Genomic DNA, 18,431 nt, shown 5'->3' with positions numbered 1-18,431 from the left:
TTTACGCATTTACAATACTGCGACAAAAAATTGTTAAATTGACAAATAATTAGTTAATGTACAGAACTAATTGCAGGTGTGGAATTAGACGATGAGTCATTAGAAAATGGCTAAGTTTCTCAATCTTGTCTTGGCAGACTACTAGCTTAAAAGAGTAGGAAATTTGCTAAGTAGTTGAAATGTGGTTAACCTTTATGCTTAAAATTGCACAAGAGGTTTATTTAGCATCTACTAAAAGCTAAAGTCAACCCTTTGCAGGACTCCCATAAGCAATGCTGACTGAAATTTTGCCTTTCCGCTTTGAGTTAGACACGATCGCGATCGCCGGAGCGAGTTTGTGGTCATTGGCGCTATATCTAGGTTTTTCGCAAGTTAATGAATGGGTAATCGAGCAACTCAATCGCTGGTTTAATTTTGCCGAGCGATCGCTTTATACCAGCCAGACAGAATTTGAAAAGACTCGTAAAGCCAGAGAATCCCAAAACTCTTTCTACGCTTCATTATTTAGCATTGTGCCTTTTTTGGTAATTGGTGCTTTATGTAACTGGGTTATGGAAATTAGTTTAGGTGAGAGTTGGGGAATTAGTACGGGTATATTAGCTTGTATGGGCGCTGGCATTTATGAACTTGGGCGCAGGGATGGAGAATCTTCCGATTAAGTAGAGAAGAAAGTGAAGGAATAATTTTGAATTTTGAATTGTTTCCCACTTCCTTTACTTTCCAATTTCCTCACCAACAATCTGTGCTATCTTATGGGCTGCACCGCTTTCACCACGAATTTTACGGAGTTTAGCGCGAATATCGTCCAATTTTTCTGGATGGGCTAATAAGTCTATAACCATTTCTCCAATTTCTTGCGGTTGAAGTTTACCCATAAGCTCTGGCACTATCTCTTCCTGTGCCCAGATATTTGGCCATGCTAATAAACCTTTGCGTCTCACAAATCTTAGGAATAACCAATTAATCACCTTCGTAAAGGGTGTACCTACTCCCGGCAGATTTGCCAACAACCCAGGTAAACCATCCCAAGCACGCATGGCATCAAGTTGCTGTGTTGGCAGCAAAACAATCATTGGCACTCCTAAAGCACCGAGTTCGGCAGTGTTTGCCCCCACCGTAGTTAAGCAGATGCAGCACTGGGATAATAAGTTATATGCAGGGTTTTCTTGCCACAGTTCCACAGTTAAGCCCGTTGTTGTTTTGAGCAATGCCTTGCTGTTAGAGTCCTCTGGGACAACTAAAGAAGCGCCGTCAAAGCCAAATGTTTCAGCAATAGGGTTCTTTTGGGGATCGGCAAAACTAGCTAAAGTTTGTAAATCCAAAGTTGGGGCTAGAGGAATCACAAATTTAGTTTGAGGTCTTTTTGCATGAACGTATTCGGCAATGCTTAGACTTAATGGCACTCCTTGGGCTAATTTTGCCGCTTTTGATCCAGGGAGTAAACCAATCAATTCAGTTTTGAGTGATGGAGTGATAGACAGAGGGAAATTTGAATCTAGGCTTTCCCCTGCTTCTACCATCAAATCACCGACAACGGTAAATTTATGAGCATATTTCTGGGGCACACCCGCAGCAACTTCAGGTTTCATCACTCCAAAGCGATCAATCCACTGATGCCAACGGGCTTCCCATTCGGCGTAAACCACTGTGCGATATCCCAGCTTTTTGCCTATAACTAAGGGGAAAATTTGATCGCCACCGAGAAAAACAACTACACCGTGACTTCTCCAGTCCCAATTTTCAAAGGTTTTACCCCAAAGCAAAAATTGCCAAAAATGCTCTGCTCCTTGTACTCTATCTACTTCTGGGTAAGAAAGTGCGATCGCAGCTTCTTTTCCACTAGCATTTGAGCAAGGCGATAATACCACAGAAATCCTTACTACAGAAGGGTCATCCCCTAATTCTTGCCGCAGCGCCTTTACTACTGGACGCACCCAGGTTGTTACTTCACCTGGACCATTTGAAAGGATGAGAATATCTACTTGAGTCATTAGTTAATCGTACATTCAGCAAGTTCGCGAGCGCTTAAAGGGCAAGAAAAGCTGTAATCTAATACAATACATATCAATTATGGAGAAATCGAATACTCTAGGGAACGTGGATTATCGATTCTTTGGGAAGCATCTAATATTTCTAGCCCGATAATATTTCCGTCTTCATCGTAATCTAAAATTACCCCTAGCTTTTCTTCGTCACTATCTTCTATGGGTACATCACTCAATATAATTCTTAATATATCTACTTCTGGGTCATAGTTAATTTTCATATTTCTCTCCAGTATTTTTCAATCTTACTAGTTTTATATACGGTTGTTACAACTGCCGGGTCAATATCATCTGCTACGATAACGCGCAGTAAGAATGTTTTCCCACTACCTAAAGTCAATTTTTGACTGGTAGACTTTTCTGCTTTCCTTTTCTGAGACTACTTGCTAAGGAGCATTAAGGACAGATTCAACCAAAGCTTGAGGTATATTTCTTCGCTCCATCTCTATCTGTGCATGGCGATAAATTTTATAGTTAATTTTTACCCTGTTTGCTTATCAAGCACGGTCTGACTGAGGCAGAAAATTAATACTAATTGCTTTTTTAATTATCTAAATTTTAAATTATTTAATTCATCTTCCAAAAAATCTAAATATTGAGAAGTTGGAATTTTCATACTAATCAAAAATACTAACTGATTATTTTAAATATTTATATTAGGATTTGTGTAAAAATAACCTGAACAATTTTTGTGCGAAAGCTAGATTTAGCAAGCTATTCCAAATAAATTTTGTACAACTTATTTTTACATGATGCCTTAGTTATATTAACAACTGCTTTATCAGGCGATAAATCTAAGCCTGAAACCTTTATCGACTGATTTTTATACCCCGCATCATCGAGCCATTCATAAATATTTCGCCAATTTTCTAACTTTTCATCAGACTTTAATTTTTTAAATGACTTAAAATCGCTAAATAGCTATTTAACTATTAAAAACAAGTATTACAAAAAATTTACAAATAAGTGAGCGGATACTTTTAAACATAGTCAACAATTACAAAGAAATATTTCGTTTTTTATATCGATTTGTGTCAGATACACGATAAAATGCCCACTGGGCAAGCGTTTTCTGATAAAAAACACATATTGCCTAAAAATCACAAAGTTACCTGTGGCTGATGATGCCGCTAGTAACTTCCTTCAGAGAACACGCATCAAAGGAGCCGAAGAAGCATGTTCACACACGTCAAGTCCACCATTAGACACATTGCGCCTGATAACTTACGCGGACGTAATTTAATCAAGGTGGTCTATGTCGTGCTTGAGTCCCAGTACCAGAGTGCTTTGTCGCAAGCGGTTCGCACGATTAACGCGAACAATCCCAACTTGGCGATTGAAATCAGTGGGTACTTGATTGAGGAACTCCGCGACCCAGAGAACTATGAGGAGTTCAAACGAGAAATTGAGAGTGCGAATATCTTCATCGCTTCCCTCATTTTCATCGAAGACTTAGCACAGAAAGTAGTAGCAGCAGTAGAACCACACCGCGATCATCTGGACGTTTCTGTTGTCTTTCCCTCCATGCCAGAAGTAATGCGCCTGAGTAAAATGGGCAGCTTTTCTCTAGCACAGTTGGGTCAGTCAAAAAGTGCGATCGCCCAATTCATGCGGAAACGCAAAGAAAAATCCGGTGCAGGATTCCAAGATGGAATGCTGAAGCTTTTGCGAACCCTGCCGCAAGTGCTGAAGTTTTTACCAATGGATAAGGCACAGGATGCCCGAAATTTCATGCTCAGTTTTCAGTATTGGTTAGGTGGTTCTCCAGAAAACCTGGAAAACTTCTTGCTGATGCTAGCTGATAAATATGTATTTAAAGGTTTAGACAAACAAAATTTTGCACCTTCTACCTACGAACAGCCGGTGGTTTATCCCGATTTAGGGATCTGGCATCCTTTGGCTCCTAGTATGTTTGAAGATGTTAGAGAGTACCTCAATTGGTACACAGCTCGTAAGGATATTTCTAACGATCTCAAAGATCCCTTAGCTCCTTGTGTCGGGTTAGTATTGCAACGTACTCACCTAGTTACAGGCGATGATGCCCATTATGTAGCAATGGTGCAGGAGTTAGAAGCACTAGGCGCACGGGTACTACCTGTATTTGCTGGTGGTTTGGATTTCTCGAAGCCTGTTGAGGCCTACTTCTATGAACCAAATACCAACACACAGTTGGTAGATGCAGTAATATCACTGACTGGTTTTGCTTTAGTAGGTGGCCCAGCCAGACAAGATCATCCCAAGGCAATTGAGGCACTCAAACGCTTAAACCGTCCTTATATGGTGGCGTTACCCTTAGTATTCCAAACCACAGAAGAGTGGATGGATAGCGATTTAGGGTTACATCCAATTCAAGTAGCTTTGCAAATTGCGATTCCTGAATTGGATGGGGCAATTGAGCCGATTATATTATCGGGTAGAGATGGGACTACAGGGAAAGCGATCGCACTGCGCGATCGGGTTGAAGCGGTAGCCGAACGCGCCTTAAAATGGGCTAACCTCCGCCGCAAACCGAAGCTTGATAAAAAAGTCGCTATCACCGTTTTCAGTTTCCCGCCAGATAAAGGCAACGTCGGAACCGCCGCCTACTTGGATGTATTCGGTTCCATCTACGAGGTGATGAAAGCACTAAAAAATAACGGCTACGACTTACCAGAATTGCCAGAATCAGCCGAAGCGTTGATGCAAGAAGTCATCCACGATGCACAGGCGCAGTACAACAGCCCAGAACTCAACGTTGCTTACAAAATGTCGGTTCCTGAGTATGAGGCGCTGACCCCTTACTCTCACCGCCTAGAGGAAAACTGGGGGCCACCTCCCGGACATCTCAACAGCGATGGGCAAAACTTGCTGATTTATGGTAAGCAATTCGGTAACGTCTTCATCGGTGTACAACCTACATTTGGTTACGAAGGTGACCCGATGCGGTTGTTGTTCTCCCGTTCAGCAAGTCCTCACCACGGTTTTGCTGCTTACTACACTTACCTAGAGCAAGTTTGGAAAGCTGATGCTGTACTGCACTTTGGTACACACGGTTCCTTGGAATTCATGCCCGGTAAACAGATGGGGATGTCTGGAGACTGTTATCCAGATAACTTGATTGGCTCAATTCCCAACTTGTATTACTATGCAGCCAATAATCCGAGTGAGGCGACAATAGCCAAACGTCGCAGTTATGCCGAAACAATTTCTTACTTGACACCGCCGGCAGAAAATGCTGGTTTGTATAAAGGTTTGAAGGAACTCAGCGAGTTAATTGCTTCCTACCAAACCTTGAAAGATAGTGGACGCGGTGTTTCGATTGTCAACAGCATCATGGATAAATGCCGGATCGTGAATCTGGATAAGGATATTAACCTGCCAGAAACCGATGCCAGAGACATGAGTACCGACGATCGCGATAATATTGTTGGCAACGTCTACCGCAAGTTGATGGAAATCGAGTCTCGGTTGTTGCCTTGTGGTTTGCACGTTATTGGGAAACCGCCAAGTGCAGAAGAAGCGATCGCAACTCTCGTCAACATTGCTAGTCTAGATCGTCAAGAAGAAGGACTTCAAGGCTTACCGGGAATTATCGCCAATAGCATTGGGCGTAATATTGACGATATTTATCAAAATAATGACCGGGGCATTTTACAAGATGTCCAGTTATTGCAAGATATCACCTTAGCAACCCGTGCAGCAGTAACCGCCCTTGTCCAAGAGCAAACCGACGCAGAAGGGCGAGTTTCTCTAGTTTCCCGGTTGAATTTCTTCAACATGGGTAAAAAAGAACCTTGGGTAGAATCATTGCATAAAGCAGGTTATCCCAAAGTTGATACCGCAGCCCTAAAACCATTATTTGAGTATTTGGAATTCTGCCTCCAGCAAGTTTGTGCCGACAACGAACTCGGAGCATTACTCAAAGGGTTAGAAGGTGAGTACGTTCTACCTGGCCCAGGTGGCGATCCCATCCGCAACCCGGATGTATTGCCCACAGGTAAGAATATTCATGCTTTAGATCCGCAATCCATCCCAACAACAGCAGCAGTACAATCAGCCAAAATCGTTGTAGACAGGCTTTTGGCACGTAACAAAGCCGAAAACGATGGAAAATGGCCAGAAACCATCGCCTGTGTTCTTTGGGGAACCGATAACATCAAAACTTATGGTGAATCCCTAGCGCAAATTATGTGGATGGTGGGCGTGCGTCCAGTTCCCGATGCCTTGGGACGGGTGAACAAGTTGGAATTGATATCTCTAGAAGAGTTGGGACGACCCAGAATAGATGTAGTAATCAACTGTTCTGGCGTATTCCGCGACTTGTTCATCAACCAAATGAACCTGCTAGATCAAGGGGTGAAGATGGCAGCCGAGGCGGATGAACCCTTAGAAATGAACTTTGTTCGCAAACACGCTTTGCAACAAGCTCAAGATATGGGCATTAATCTGCGTCAAGCGGCGACGCGCGTTTTCTCCAATGCTTCTGGTTCCTACTCGTCAAATATCAACTTGGCGGTAGAAAACAGCACTTGGGATAGCGAAGCCGAGTTGCAAGAAATGTATCTCAACCGGAAATCCTTCTCCTTCAATTCCGATAACCCCGGAATCATGGACGAATCGCGGCAGATTTTTGAAAGCACTTTAAAAACTGCTGATGCAACTTTCCAAAATTTGGATTCTTCCGAGATTAGCTTAACGGACGTTTCCCACTACTTCGATTCAGATCCCACTAAGCTTGTGGCAAGTCTGCGGGGTGATGGTAAAAAACCAGCATCTTATATTGCAGATACAACCACAGCTAATGCCCAAGTGCGGACATTATCAGAAACCGTGCGTTTGGATGCGCGTACCAAATTATTGAATCCCAAATGGTACGAGGGAATGCTGTCTCACGGTTACGAAGGTGTGCGCGAACTCTCCAAGCGGTTGGTGAATACAACAGGTTGGAGTGCGACAGCCGGCGCAGTGGATAACTGGATTTATGAGGATACTAACGAAACCTTCATCAAAGATGAAGAAATGCAGAAACGGTTGCTAAACCTTAATCCCCATTCTTTCCGCAAGATTGTATCAACTTTGTTGGAAGTGAATGGACGCGGTTATTGGGAGACTAGCGAGGATAATTTAGATCGTCTCCGCGAGTTGTACCAAGAAGTTGAAGACCGGATTGAAGGGATAGAGTAGGTTTATACATACCCTACAATATTAGGAGGCACGGGATCACCGTGCCTTCCGCATTTATTAAGTATTAATTCTAAACATGAGCAGCAAGTTCTTGAAACGCTGTTATCTGAAAATTGAGGGCTGGCTAAACCCTTTTTTAGTGCCAATTGCTGAAACTCGTAATCTGACAATTCCACTTGCAATCCTAGCTCTTGTCTGACTTTTCTTCTGGAAGAAGAACATTCCAGGGCTGGCTGATTTTGGCTTAAATGCATTTACTGAAATACTTGGCATTATCTTGACAGTTGTTTTTGTCGATCAGTTAATTCGACAGCAGGAATTACGAAGAACTCTTCCTCTTCAAGCTGCTGCATACGAAGATGTTCGGATGTTGACAACAAGAATAATTCAATTTTGGGAATCTGCTTTCGCACAAACTGTTCCTCGTCCAGCACCATCAGAAATAATCCAATTCTGGGAGAATGTCTATAAAAAGCCTGTTTCACAGTCAGTACCTTTAACAGTTAATCAACTTCTTTCGCTCGAAACAATCGATGCAATAAAAACGTATCTTGATTTAGATAGTCAGCCAAGCGTAGCTCCACCACGTACTTGGTGGGAATGGTTGCCTGAACAAGAACAGGAGTTTCGCACCAGAGCGGAACGTATTCTTGAAAGACATACGGGAATTATTGAGCCACAGGTATACGCTCTTGTTCATCAACTTATATCTGGTTCTGGACTTTTACATCCTGATACTGGAATGCAACTTATCAAAGCAATTAAACAGTCTGACCAGCAAGAAGGTTTGCCACGCACTCATAATCTTGCATCGTATTGGGGAACCACTACAGAGGCACTTAATACTGTTATTAAACTTAATGAGTGGTGTATTGAGAAAAAGCGATTTCTTGAAAAGCAAGGCATGAGTGGACTACTGAATCCTGCTCTTACGATAAATACTTTTAATGAGAATTCATCGCCCAAATGCATGATTGTTCCCAACAGATTCGTGCAGCAATGTCTTGCTGTTCAGGCTTATCGAGAGCAACTTGCAGAGCAAACACAGCAATCAAATACTGGGATGTAGCAGCGTTGTCAAACATATTGTTGGAGAGGAGAAGTGAAAGTCTCTGTGCGTCTACGCATTATTTTTGAGGTTTTCTGCAAGGTGATCGCACTCACTCTTCCACAACAGGCGATCGCTTAGTTTTAGTTTTTGAGGTTTTCTGCAAGGCGATCGCCTACAATGCCATCATACAATCAGTGATCGCTTTATTTCTGAGGTTTTCTGCAAAGCGATCGCTATGTTAGGCATCAAAACAGATGCAGCGTTTGATTTGATCGACAAAATCTTGTCCGCTATATTTAAGGTGTACCAGTTGCTTCCTCACTCCAAGTTAATCAGTATGGATATCACAGCTACTTTGAACGAAATCGCAACTCTCAGTGTTGAAGATAGAATCCGTATTGTACAAGCAATTTGGGATACCATCGCTGCGGAGCAAGTTTACCCTGATTTAACCGAGGCACAAAAGCGAGAGCTTGATCGTCGAACTGCTGACTATGATTCCAATCCAGATAATGTGCTGACTTGGGAGCAAATCAAAGCATCAATTAAGGGGCAGCAATGAATTATGTCCTGGTGTTTCGCCCAGAGGTTCGAGAAGAACTCAATGATGCACACAGTTGGTACGAGAGTCAAAAACCCGGTCTGGGTGACGAGTTTTTAGACTGTGTAGACGAAACGGTTAATCGAATTTCTCAGATGCCAGAATCCTATCTAATTGTCTACGGTGATATTCGACGAGCAGTAGTGCGACGATTTCCCTATGCTGTGTACTATCGGATTGTGTCGAGCCGAGTAATAGTGACGGCAGTTTTTCATGGTCGCAGAGATCCAAAATCGTGGCAGACGCGAACCTAACACTATAATTACGGGCGATGTCTAGCGACAAGCCGCTATGCGATACGCTTTATTTTTGAGGTTTTCTGTCAGGCAATACTACGGTAAGCTACGCTAACGCACTCACTCTTCCACAACAGGCGATCGCTTTATTTTTGAGGTTTTCTGTAAGGCGATCGCTCTTTGGGAGTGTAATTTTAAGGGGATGAGATATTGAACTTCTTGTCCAGTGAGTATAAGCATAATAACTGGACTTAGTATCTAGCCAATATTACCACAAAGGAAATGCCAGCAAAAGACATTTACCATGATGCTGTTAAAAATGCCTTAATAAAAGATGGCTGGACAATTATAGCTGACCCTTATTTTTTGCAGTATGAAGATGCAGAACTTTATGCTGATTTATTTGTAGAAAAAGCCTTATTAGCAGAACAAGAAGGACGGAAAATAGTTGTAGAAATCAAGAGTTTTATCAGTCCTTCTCCCATGAGAGATTTTGAAAATGCTTTAGGTCAATATATTCTTTACCGCGATATTTTACGACTAGCCAGTAAAAATTATAAAATTTATCTAGCAATCAGAGATACAGTATTTGATACTTTCTTTCAAAGAAAATCTATTCAAGCAGTGGTTAAACTTCAGCAAATTTAATTTATTGTTTTTAACAATGAAAGGGAGGAAATTACCTTATGGATAAATTAACACAATATCGAGAGTTAATTAAACAGGTGCTAACTGAATATGATAATTTATCTCGTCAATCACCTGATAAAATTGCTGAAAATTGTTTAGTATTTGATGAAAATCACGATCATTATCTCTGGTTAACTGTAGATTGGCAAGGTAGCAAAAGACTTAAATATACTCATGTTCATATTCGTATTAAGAATGAAAAAATTTTCATAGAAGAAGATTGGACGGAAGAGGGAATAGCGACTGAATTAATGAAATTAGGTGTAAATACCAGCGATATTGTGTTAGCTTTTCAGCCTCCAGATGTGAGAAAATTTACAGAATTTGCAACAGCTTAATTTGTTTTTATTCTATCGGGGCAATCGCCTTGTATTTGAGGTTTTCTGCAAAGCGATCGCACTCACGTTTCCACAAGAGCGATCGCTTAGTTTTTGAGGTTTTCTGCAAAGCGATCGCTCCTCATCAACTATCGAAGCATAAAATTAAAGCATGACTATTCATAAAACAGATATGCTAAAAACGTTTTGGGCTACTGTTCGGGAAGGAAAAATCGAATTGCTGGAGTCAGAGGAATTACCGGAAGGGACAAGAGTGTTAGTGACGCTGCTTCCTGATGATGAAACTGAATTTTGGCTTCAAACCAGTCAAACATCACTCTCATCAGTTTGGGATAACGCTGAGGATGATGTCTATGCCGAACTACTCTAAAAATGACATCATTTTGGTTCAGTATCCCTTTTCAGATTTGTCCAGTTCAAAAGTTAGACCTGCTGTTGTTGTAAGTGCGCCACACGTTTCTCAAGACATTTTAATCACGCCCTTGACGAGCAAAACTGGAGCATTGCTAGAAGGTGAGTTTGTCTTGTCTGAATGGGCAGCAGCAGGGCTAAACGTGGCTACAGCAGTCAAGAGAGGTTTATACACAGTGCATAAAAGCTTAGTTGTAAAAGCGATCGGCAAGTTAGCTGATGATGATGCTGAACTTTTAGAGCAATCTTTGCGGTGTTGGTTGGGGTTGTCATAGTATTAACTTGGCAAAATTGAGAATTGAATGCCTAAACAAAGCGACGCCAAATAGCCCATCGTAGACATTGCACTCACTCTTCCACAACAGGCGATGTCTAACGACAGGCCGCTACGCCTCTACGCTTAATTTTTGAAGTTTTCTACAAGGCGATCGCTCACTCTTGGACAACAGGCGATCGCCTAGAATGCCATCATATAAACAGCGATCGCTTCTATATTTTCAATGATATCATAATATGATATCGCTGAATTGATGACTATACTCAAGTTAACTGTAAGATGGCTGTAATTGTATTGATTAAATGGATATCAATAACAAACAACGTTAGATTTTAGAGTTAATTTTTACAAATCCTGTATCATCGAATGTTCTTTGGAAAGATCTTGAAAGTTTATTCATAGCTTTAGGTGCTGATATTACCCAAGGTAGAGGTTCACGGGTTCGTGTGAAATTAAATGATGTGAAAGCTGTTTTTCACGAACCGCATCCTCAAAATGAGACAGTTAAAGGAGCAGTCAAATCTGTTAGAGAATTTTTAATTAAGGCAGGAATTGAAATATGATCACTTATAAAGGATACACAGCTAGTATAGAAGTAGATGTAGAAGCGGAAATACTTTTTGGTCAAGTCCTAGATATTAATGACGTGATTACCTTTAAAGCAAAAACTGTAGAGGAAGCGCGTCAAGAATTTCAAATTTCTGTTGATGATTATCTTGCTTTCTGTGAAGAATTAAGAGAGGAGCCTGATAAACCATTCTCTGGTAAACTTCCATTTCGCACAACTCCAGAACACCACCGCAAAATATTTATTGCTGCTAAAAAGGCTGGCAAAAGCATAAATGCTTGGATGGATGAAATCTTAACTGGTGCTGCGGATAAAGTAATCAATACTTAAAGTCACTCATTCTAAATATTTTTTTCGCTAAAGTGCATTCGCTTTTGGCATTTTTATGGGAATATTCAAATTTAAATTTTTATATGGATGCGTTAACTATCAACTTTGCTCCTGTTCTTCAAATAACAGATGAGCAATTCTTCCAGTTATGTCAGATAAATGAATTAATCAGATTTGAGCGTAATGCTGATGGCACATTGCTACTAATGCCTTTAGTCGGAGGTTTAACCAGCAACCGCAATGCTAACTTAACTGCTCAACTTGGAGTGTGGAATCGTGATGAGTCACTAGGTATAGCTTTTGGTTCTTCCGTTGGGTTTATTTTACCAAATGGGGCAGTTCGTTCGCCTGACGCATCTTGGTTAAAACGTGATAGATGGGATTGTCTCACACAGGAGCAAAAAGAGAGATTTCCGCCTGTATGTCCTGATTTTGTCGTGGAATTGCGTTCTGATACTGATTGTTTAAAAAGACTACAAAATAAAATGCAAGAGTATCGAGACAACGGTACTAGATTAGGTTGGTTAATTGATTTAGAGACTCGGCAAGTAGAAATTTACCGCTCTGGTAGAGATGTTGAAGTACTGAAATACCCTGCTAGCTTATCAGGAGAAGATGTGCTACCCGGATTTGTGCTTCATTTTGAAGATATCTACACATATTAATTAAATATTTATTTTAAAAAACTAATTCCGAGGTGACAGTTTATTGTTTATTAATAATAGTGTACAAACTATTGCACCAAGCATATAAACCATAAATGTTTCAGCATCCTTTAAGATTAGAATATAAAACATAGATAACACTACAAAAATAAATGTCGGTATTTTAAACATAAAACCTAATAAATTTAACCATAATTGACTACTAGGGCAAACGCATTAAAAGTATAACTCCCGCTTTTTGTCGTTGCTTATGACAGAAAAGCATTGATATCACAAGTAACATTTAATACTTGAGCTTAAAAAATTTTAGATCACCCTTTTTAATATATTTCTTAGGTGATTGCTTACCTGATTCCGACTATGACAGTTTTTTTACTGGTACTAACTAATCTAGACAAATGCACTTTTACCAAGTACTTTTATCAAAAAAACTGTTTCACAAACCTGAGTCAATTTTATTGACCAAGATTTTTCACTATTCTCACCTTTTTGGGCCGTATGCCTCTTGTTTTTATCAGTTTTAACCTCTTGTCAAGTCGGAAAGGTAGTGAATAATAGTAAAATAAAGTTTTGGTTATTATGAGAAATATTAATCAGTAAATCTCAAACTTTTGGAAATCAACGTAAAAGTTAGGGTTTTAGCTCTCGTGAACACGAGGTAAACACCATCGATTTTAGAGCGAGTTAGGTCTGAATTGCAGACTGTAAGCTGGAAATACTTTAGATGGCTGAGATTTTAAGACAAAACCCAAGCTTTTAGTACTTGCTCACGTGCTAGAATAATCAACCGACGAGAGCAGATAGTCATTAAAAAGCTGTTGGCAAAATTTCCGCAGTAGAGGATTGCTTATGCAGATAAAAAATGAGAAATTGGATGAGTGGAAGGAGAAAATACCAGAATTATTACCAATTGCAGATTGATTCATATTAAAACTCCCACCAGAGAGGGTAGTTTTTTTGCAAGACAGCTTAAATAATGCAGTAACAAATTTCACCCTTTAACTAAGCCGATGGTATAATGGCAAAAGGCGATAATTGAGTCAATATATTTATAGAAATTATTATCCATTTCATAAATAAAGTTTAGTTAATTGTATCTAACAGCTTGAAGTTTGGGTTTGCAGGGTTTTGCCAAGTTTTAAATCTTGGTTTTATTTGGCAGCAAGTACTTAATTACTTAAATGGGTCATCTACTTTGCTGCGATTTACCTTTGTTAAAAACAATATTCGATAGTATAAAATAAACCAACTGTTGTTTTTGCTGGTACATGGTTATTTAATTGGAGAATTAAATTTTTCATAAATCAATTTAAAATTTTACTTATTCACTTACGGTACTTTTATGAAAAAACTGATTAAAGGTTTGCGCGAATTCCAAAGTAGTTATTTTTCTGCAAATGAAGAACTGTTTGAACAACTTTCTCATGGTCAAAAGCCCAGAGTACTATTTATTACTTGTTCAGATTCGCGTATTGACCCAAACCTGATTACGCAAGCCGGGTTAGGTGAATTGTTTGTAATCCGCAATGCAGGCAACATTATTCCACCATTTGGTGCGACTAATGGTGGTGAAGGGGCAACAATTGAATATGCTATTCAAGCATTAGATATTCAACAAATTATTGTCTGTGGTCACTCGCATTGTGGTGCGATGAAAGGGTTAATGAAGTTAGACAGCTTGCGCGTAGAAATGCCGCTTGTACATGACTGGCTTAAGTATACAGAGGCAACCCGACGACTGGTGAAAGATAATTATAGCCACTATGAAGGGGAAGAACTATTAGAAATAATTATTGCTGAGAATGTACTCACGCAAATCGAAAATTTACGGACTTATCCGGTGATTCGTTCTAAGCTTCACCAAGGAAAACTCAGTATTTATGCTTGGATTTATCAAATTGAGACAGGAGAAATTTTGTCATACGAACCACAAAAACACGCCTATGTTTTGCTCCAAAATCAGCTTTCCCCATCAAAGATAGATGAGACATTAATTAGCCCACCTTTAACTAGCAATGTGGAAATACATTTCACTAAAACTCAACAACAGGCGTCTCAATCGTCCGAGGAACTCCCTATTTCCGCACGTGAATGGTTTCCAATGACAGTGCTTTCTCCCGAACAAATGGAGCGAATTTATCGAGGCTCGGGAACAAAGAATCTACCCCAATGATAAAATTCTATTAATCCAACTGTGAATTGTGGCTAGAGAAAGCAGGCAGTAGTTTGAAAACGAAGAATGCAAAGTTTTGTAAGAATTTTGACTTTTTGCAAAAAAATTTAGTTTTTAGGTGAAAGCATAGTAGCTCCCCGCTAATTCCACGTATGTCTGAGGGTTATACAGTTACTTACTTCGGTCATCTCAAACAAGGAGAAACTCAGACCTATTTATGGAAGTTGAGTTTCGCTGATGATGGACATGAATTTATAGTACATATGGGGATGAAGGAGGACAAAGTTAATCTGATATGGATTACTTAAAATATACGCGTATCTGCTGTGATAGGTTGTTGAATTTCTCTCTCCGACTTAATTAGGCAAACTACTCCAAAATCCACGCAGCCTGAAAAAAGTCGCGTTCGCAAAACATAGCATAACGGTAGGTTGAATGCACAACAGAATTGCTAATGGCATAATTGTTAACTAAACTTTCTAATTGTTGTGTTAGTGGTTGAAAGTCTGCGCTACTGTAAGTACGAATCCAGTCTGCATATTGATGATTAGGAATGCCGTTACAGGCTAACTTTTCTCCCAGAAAGTAATACAAACGCATACAGGGAGACATCGCCGCAGCAGTTAAACCCACATCTCCACCCCAAGCAGTTGCTAACAAAAAGTCAGTATAGCGGCGAGTAGCAGTTCCTGGTTCCACAGAATGCAAATTTACTCCCCACGGGGAAGCATAGCCACTATGCAATCGCAGTTCTTCTAAAACTCCACTAGCTAAGTTATGAAATGTGGTGAAACCTAACCAGTCTGGTGCTTTCGCTGCGGCAATACTGTACGCACGGGCAAAAGCTTCTAAGAAAAAAGCATCTTGCCCTAAGTAGTAAGCAAATTTAACCTGCTCAAGAGTACCATCGCCAATGCTTTGAACGAAAGGATGCTCTAGGCAAGTTTGGGCTAGGTCTTGATTTGCTGCCCATAACTCGTTAGATAAAGTCATTTGTTATTTGTCACTTGTCATCTTTTATTATCCCTCTGTTATTTCAACTTTCCTCCTCAAAAAGGCAAGAACTGGAGCAAAACTGAGCCTAAACTTCCTAAAAAGTCAACGAAACTGGGCTTACCAGCACTTACTTTTTCATTGACGGGTGTTTGCAGTTCTTGAATAAAAGCTTGGGCTGTTAGCATTCCAGGGCCGTTGTTTTGGGATGTAAACATTTTTTCCGCAATTTGGGCATCTTGGAATGCACCTTGTCTATCTAATATTTGGTAACGGGCAACACCACGAGCTAAATAAGCACCCGCATATTCTGGTTTAATAGCGATCGCTTGATTAAAATAACTGATTGCTTGCTGTTGGTTGCCTTTTTGTGCTTCTGCTACACCCAAAGCATAAAATTCTTCTGGTGAAGCAATTTGTGACGGTATACCAACTGCACCTTGGAAGTTAGCCCCATTTAAGTAAGCACCAGTCAGTTCTACATTTGCTAGATAAGTATTTCTCAAATCAGCACCCGCCAAATTTGCCCCACTAAATTTAGCTTCGCTCAGGTTAACACCAAATAAACTAGCGCCACTCAAGTTTGCACCCCGCAAATCTGCGCCACTCAAGTTTGCCCGGCTGAGGTTAGCACCTGCAAGATTAGCACCGCTCAAATTGGCTCCAGATAAGTCAGCCATCACTAAACCTGCATTTGTCAAATCGCAGTTTTGACATTGTTTGGTTGCCAATAGCTGTCTAATATGTTCAGAATTTGCTGCCTGTACGGTTGTTGTCAAACTAATCGTGGTTAAAAAGGCAGCGATCGCTATAATTTGGTTCTTCATATTAATGTAATATTTATTACTTAGTATTCTACGTTGACTGAGACGGATTTATACCTCCGCCTATGATATGAGCAATCTGAACAATTTGACCTCTGTAGTTACCTATATGACTTGTAAATTTGAGTAAACACTCACGTATACCCTGATTTTAAATAAATATGAGACTATAGAAGTATTAAGACAGCCATAAAAACGTGAGTCAGCAAGACAAACTCTTAGAAAAGATCCTCTCTGGGACTTCTGATACAGACATCCCTTTCGCCCAACTGTGGCAACTCTTATATACACTAGGCTTTGAGGAACGGATTCGTGGCGATCATCGGATTTTTGTCAAAGCCGATATTGAGGAAATATTGAATCTGCAACATAAGAGAGGAAAAGCCAAAAGCTATCAAATTAAACAAATTCGTGCAGTAATTCTAAAGTATAAGCTAGGAAGTAAAAATGATGTTTCGGTATGAAGTTATTCTCTACTGGAGTGAGTTAGATCAAGCCTTTATTGCTGAAGTACCAGAATTACCAGGCTGTGCTGCTGACGGTGATTCTTATCAAGAAGCCTTGCATAATGTAGAATTAGTTATGCAGGAATGGAGCGAAACGGCTAAGGATTTAGGACGTCCAGTTCCTCAGCCTAGACCGCGTTTGATGTACATTTAATTAATACACAAACTAAGCCAACTGCTTTTTTAGCATCATCAGAGAAAAATCTTGATTTCTCGTTTTCTAGCATAGCTTTTTTCCCTACTTCCATTCCTTACCCCCAAAGGCCGGAAGGCTTTCAAACCCGGTTTTATTTTTTCTCTACTTGTATGAGAACACCCTGCCAATTTCTTTGAGAAGTTGAGGATTTGGACAGCACAAAATTTCATTAAAAAGGTTAGTTACTAGCAACCTTACAAATCACCATAATATGTGATTTATATTTGTCGGTATTATAGTGAAGAAGTTGCAGTCCGGAACGTTCTAGTTCTTGCAAAAGTTTAGGCATTTCATATTTATGATGTCGCCAAATAGTAATTTCTTCACCTTCAGATATTTCAATCCTCTTATCTATCTCCATTCTACTGAAATCTATAGTGTAATTATGATGAAGTTTCATCTTAGCAACTACACTATCTGTTTTTAAATCATACTTTCTCACCAATTCACAATCTTCAGATTTAATCCCAATCTTGCTTTTAACCCATCCATATATTTCTTCTACATGATATTTGCAGCCACCTCTCACGTTTCCATTCCATGTAGAGTTAGAGCCAATTTCATTAGTGAACACCAAAAAATCATTTTTTCCCATACTATCTCTAAAGTTTTTTAGTACCTCATCTCTATTTTGATGGTTTCCGATGGTAACGCCTAAGTGGAAAAATATTTTTGCTGTGTCATCAATTTCCAGGCTAGCGTTATTTTGGAATAAACTTTTGGGCACACAACTATTTTCTATATCAATTGTGTAACTGATAAATTCGACAAGAGGGAACCATTTCGTAAAATTATTTTTGGATACATGAAGTAATTCCTCACTAATATCTAAAGCAATGTATTTATTAACCTTTCCCAATTTATTAAGTCTTTGAATAAAATTTTTAACTGGATATGAATTTCCTGCACCAACGTCTACAATAATTACTTTTTCGCCAGCTTTAATATTGTCATTCAAATATTTAAAATTGTCTTTTAAAAGGTCAATCTCTACATTCGATGTTCGATACCACGTAGGAATAACATATTTGAGATAAAAATCGTCCCATATTTTTGCGCCTCTACCTTTATAAGAATACTTTAGAGGGATTTCTCGCCTGGCTTCCAATGCATTAATTATTCCTAAAACTTCTTCTTCAGAAAAAATAGAGTAGAATTCAGAACTTGGCTTTGCTGTACGATTGATAGCAGTTGACATATCCGAGGGAAGTTGGGAATTGCTATGAAAATTTTGAGCCATTATTCTTGTTCTTTGGTTTTCTTCGATATTTAAGATTAGCTGCAATGCTTGCCAAAGAGGTATTTTCCCATATCGTTGTACCAAAATTTAGAATTATCATCACAATATAGATCCCACATTCCCT

At 39.7% G+C, this 18,431-nt stretch carries 20 protein-coding genes; 15 read left to right on the top strand and 5 right to left on the bottom strand.

Annotated features, from left to right (window positions below; genetic code table 11):
* Positions 1-272 precede the first annotated feature (272 nt).
* The gene (locus tag H6G26_RS01590) at positions 273-659 is read left to right on the top strand and encodes a hypothetical protein (RefSeq protein WP_190727603.1); all 387 of its coding nucleotides are present in this window, start codon (positions 273-275) and stop codon (positions 657-659) included.
* Positions 660-713: 54 nt separating this feature from the next.
* Here H6G26_RS01590 and H6G26_RS01585 read toward each other — a convergent pair whose 3' ends face one another.
* A complete protein-coding gene (locus tag H6G26_RS01585) occupies positions 714-1,991 on the bottom strand; it encodes a lipid-A-disaccharide synthase (RefSeq protein WP_190727602.1) in 1,278 nt (425 codons plus the stop codon).
* Between the two features lie 77 nt (positions 1,992-2,068).
* On the bottom strand, positions 2,069-2,266 hold the full coding sequence (locus tag H6G26_RS01580; RefSeq protein WP_190727601.1) for a DUF2283 domain-containing protein: 198 nt from the start codon (positions 2,264-2,266) through the stop codon (positions 2,069-2,071).
* Positions 2,267-3,221: 955 nt separating this feature from the next.
* Here H6G26_RS01580 and H6G26_RS01575 point away from each other — a divergent pair.
* From H6G26_RS01575 to H6G26_RS01520, 12 genes are all read left to right on the top strand, one after another.
* Positions 3,222-7,208 carry a magnesium chelatase subunit H gene (locus H6G26_RS01575; protein WP_190727600.1) on the top strand — a complete coding sequence of 1,329 codons (3,987 nt, stop codon included), beginning with the start codon at positions 3,222-3,224 and terminating at the stop codon, positions 7,206-7,208.
* A gap of 277 nt (positions 7,209-7,485) precedes the next feature.
* A complete protein-coding gene (locus H6G26_RS01570; protein WP_190727599.1) occupies positions 7,486-8,277 on the top strand; it encodes a hypothetical protein in 792 nt (263 codons plus the stop codon).
* A 217-nt stretch (positions 8,278-8,494) separates the two neighbouring features.
* On the top strand, positions 8,495-8,821 hold the full coding sequence (locus tag H6G26_RS01565) for an addiction module protein (RefSeq protein WP_242053551.1): 327 nt from the start codon (positions 8,495-8,497) through the stop codon (positions 8,819-8,821).
* Entirely contained in the window at positions 8,818-9,114 is a 297-nt protein-coding gene (locus H6G26_RS01560) for a type II toxin-antitoxin system RelE/ParE family toxin (protein WP_190727598.1), read from the top strand. The genes H6G26_RS01565 and H6G26_RS01560 overlap by 4 nt, the downstream gene beginning before the upstream one ends.
* A 264-nt stretch (positions 9,115-9,378) precedes the next feature.
* On the top strand, positions 9,379-9,744 hold the full coding sequence (locus H6G26_RS01555; protein WP_190727597.1) for a XisH family protein: 366 nt from the start codon (positions 9,379-9,381) through the stop codon (positions 9,742-9,744).
* Positions 9,745-9,782: 38 nt separating this feature from the next.
* Positions 9,783-10,124, top strand: coding sequence for a XisI protein (locus H6G26_RS01550; RefSeq protein ID WP_190727596.1), 342 nt, complete (start codon positions 9,783-9,785; stop codon positions 10,122-10,124).
* A 151-nt stretch (positions 10,125-10,275) separates the two neighbouring features.
* On the top strand, positions 10,276-10,494 hold the full coding sequence (locus H6G26_RS01545) for a hypothetical protein (RefSeq protein ID WP_229560572.1): 219 nt from the start codon (positions 10,276-10,278) through the stop codon (positions 10,492-10,494).
* Complete coding sequence (locus H6G26_RS01540) at positions 10,478-10,810, top strand: type II toxin-antitoxin system PemK/MazF family toxin (protein WP_190727595.1); 333 nt, start codon at positions 10,478-10,480, stop codon at positions 10,808-10,810. The genes H6G26_RS01545 and H6G26_RS01540 overlap by 17 nt, the downstream gene beginning before the upstream one ends.
* Positions 10,811-11,141: 331 nt before the next feature.
* Positions 11,142-11,375 carry a type II toxin-antitoxin system HicA family toxin gene (locus H6G26_RS01535; RefSeq protein WP_347242423.1) on the top strand — a complete coding sequence of 78 codons (234 nt, stop codon included), beginning with the start codon at positions 11,142-11,144 and terminating at the stop codon, positions 11,373-11,375.
* Positions 11,372-11,710, top strand: a complete 339-nt coding sequence (locus H6G26_RS01530) for a type II toxin-antitoxin system HicB family antitoxin (RefSeq protein ID WP_190727594.1) — start codon at positions 11,372-11,374, stop codon at positions 11,708-11,710. The genes H6G26_RS01535 and H6G26_RS01530 overlap by 4 nt, the downstream gene beginning before the upstream one ends.
* An 83-nt stretch (positions 11,711-11,793) precedes the next feature.
* Complete coding sequence (locus H6G26_RS01525; RefSeq protein ID WP_190727593.1) at positions 11,794-12,375, top strand: Uma2 family endonuclease; 582 nt, start codon at positions 11,794-11,796, stop codon at positions 12,373-12,375.
* A 1,342-nt stretch (positions 12,376-13,717) separates the two neighbouring features.
* Complete coding sequence (locus tag H6G26_RS01520) at positions 13,718-14,548, top strand: carbonic anhydrase (RefSeq protein WP_190727592.1); 831 nt, start codon at positions 13,718-13,720, stop codon at positions 14,546-14,548.
* Positions 14,549-14,917: 369 nt separating this feature from the next.
* Here the strand turns inward: H6G26_RS01520 and H6G26_RS01515 are convergent, their stop codons facing one another.
* The gene (locus H6G26_RS01515; protein ID WP_190727591.1) at positions 14,918-15,541 is read right to left on the bottom strand and encodes a TenA family protein; all 624 of its coding nucleotides are present in this window, start codon (positions 15,539-15,541) and stop codon (positions 14,918-14,920) included.
* Positions 15,542-15,597: 56 nt separating this feature from the next.
* The gene (locus H6G26_RS01510; protein ID WP_190727590.1) at positions 15,598-16,368 is read right to left on the bottom strand and encodes a pentapeptide repeat-containing protein; all 771 of its coding nucleotides are present in this window, start codon (positions 16,366-16,368) and stop codon (positions 15,598-15,600) included.
* 194 nt (positions 16,369-16,562) lie between these two features.
* On the opposite strand from H6G26_RS01510, the gene H6G26_RS01505 reads away from it, so the two are divergent.
* Positions 16,563-16,829, top strand: a complete 267-nt coding sequence (locus tag H6G26_RS01505; protein ID WP_190727589.1) for a type II toxin-antitoxin system HicA family toxin — start codon at positions 16,563-16,565, stop codon at positions 16,827-16,829.
* On the top strand, positions 16,813-17,025 hold the full coding sequence (locus H6G26_RS01500) for a type II toxin-antitoxin system HicB family antitoxin (protein WP_190727588.1): 213 nt from the start codon (positions 16,813-16,815) through the stop codon (positions 17,023-17,025). The genes H6G26_RS01505 and H6G26_RS01500 overlap by 17 nt, the downstream gene beginning before the upstream one ends.
* Positions 17,026-17,245: 220 nt before the next feature.
* Here H6G26_RS01500 and H6G26_RS01495 read toward each other — a convergent pair whose 3' ends face one another.
* On the bottom strand, positions 17,246-18,307 hold the full coding sequence (locus H6G26_RS01495) for an L-histidine N(alpha)-methyltransferase (protein ID WP_190727772.1): 1,062 nt from the start codon (positions 18,305-18,307) through the stop codon (positions 17,246-17,248).
* Between the last annotated feature and the right edge of the window lie 124 nt (positions 18,308-18,431).

Source organism: Nostoc sp. FACHB-888, assembly GCF_014696655.1.
Classification (GTDB): domain Bacteria; phylum Cyanobacteriota; class Cyanobacteriia; order Cyanobacteriales; family Nostocaceae; genus Nostoc.
The sequence above is the reverse complement of the archived record's forward strand: the minus strand, read 5'-3'. Positions and strand labels throughout refer to the sequence as shown.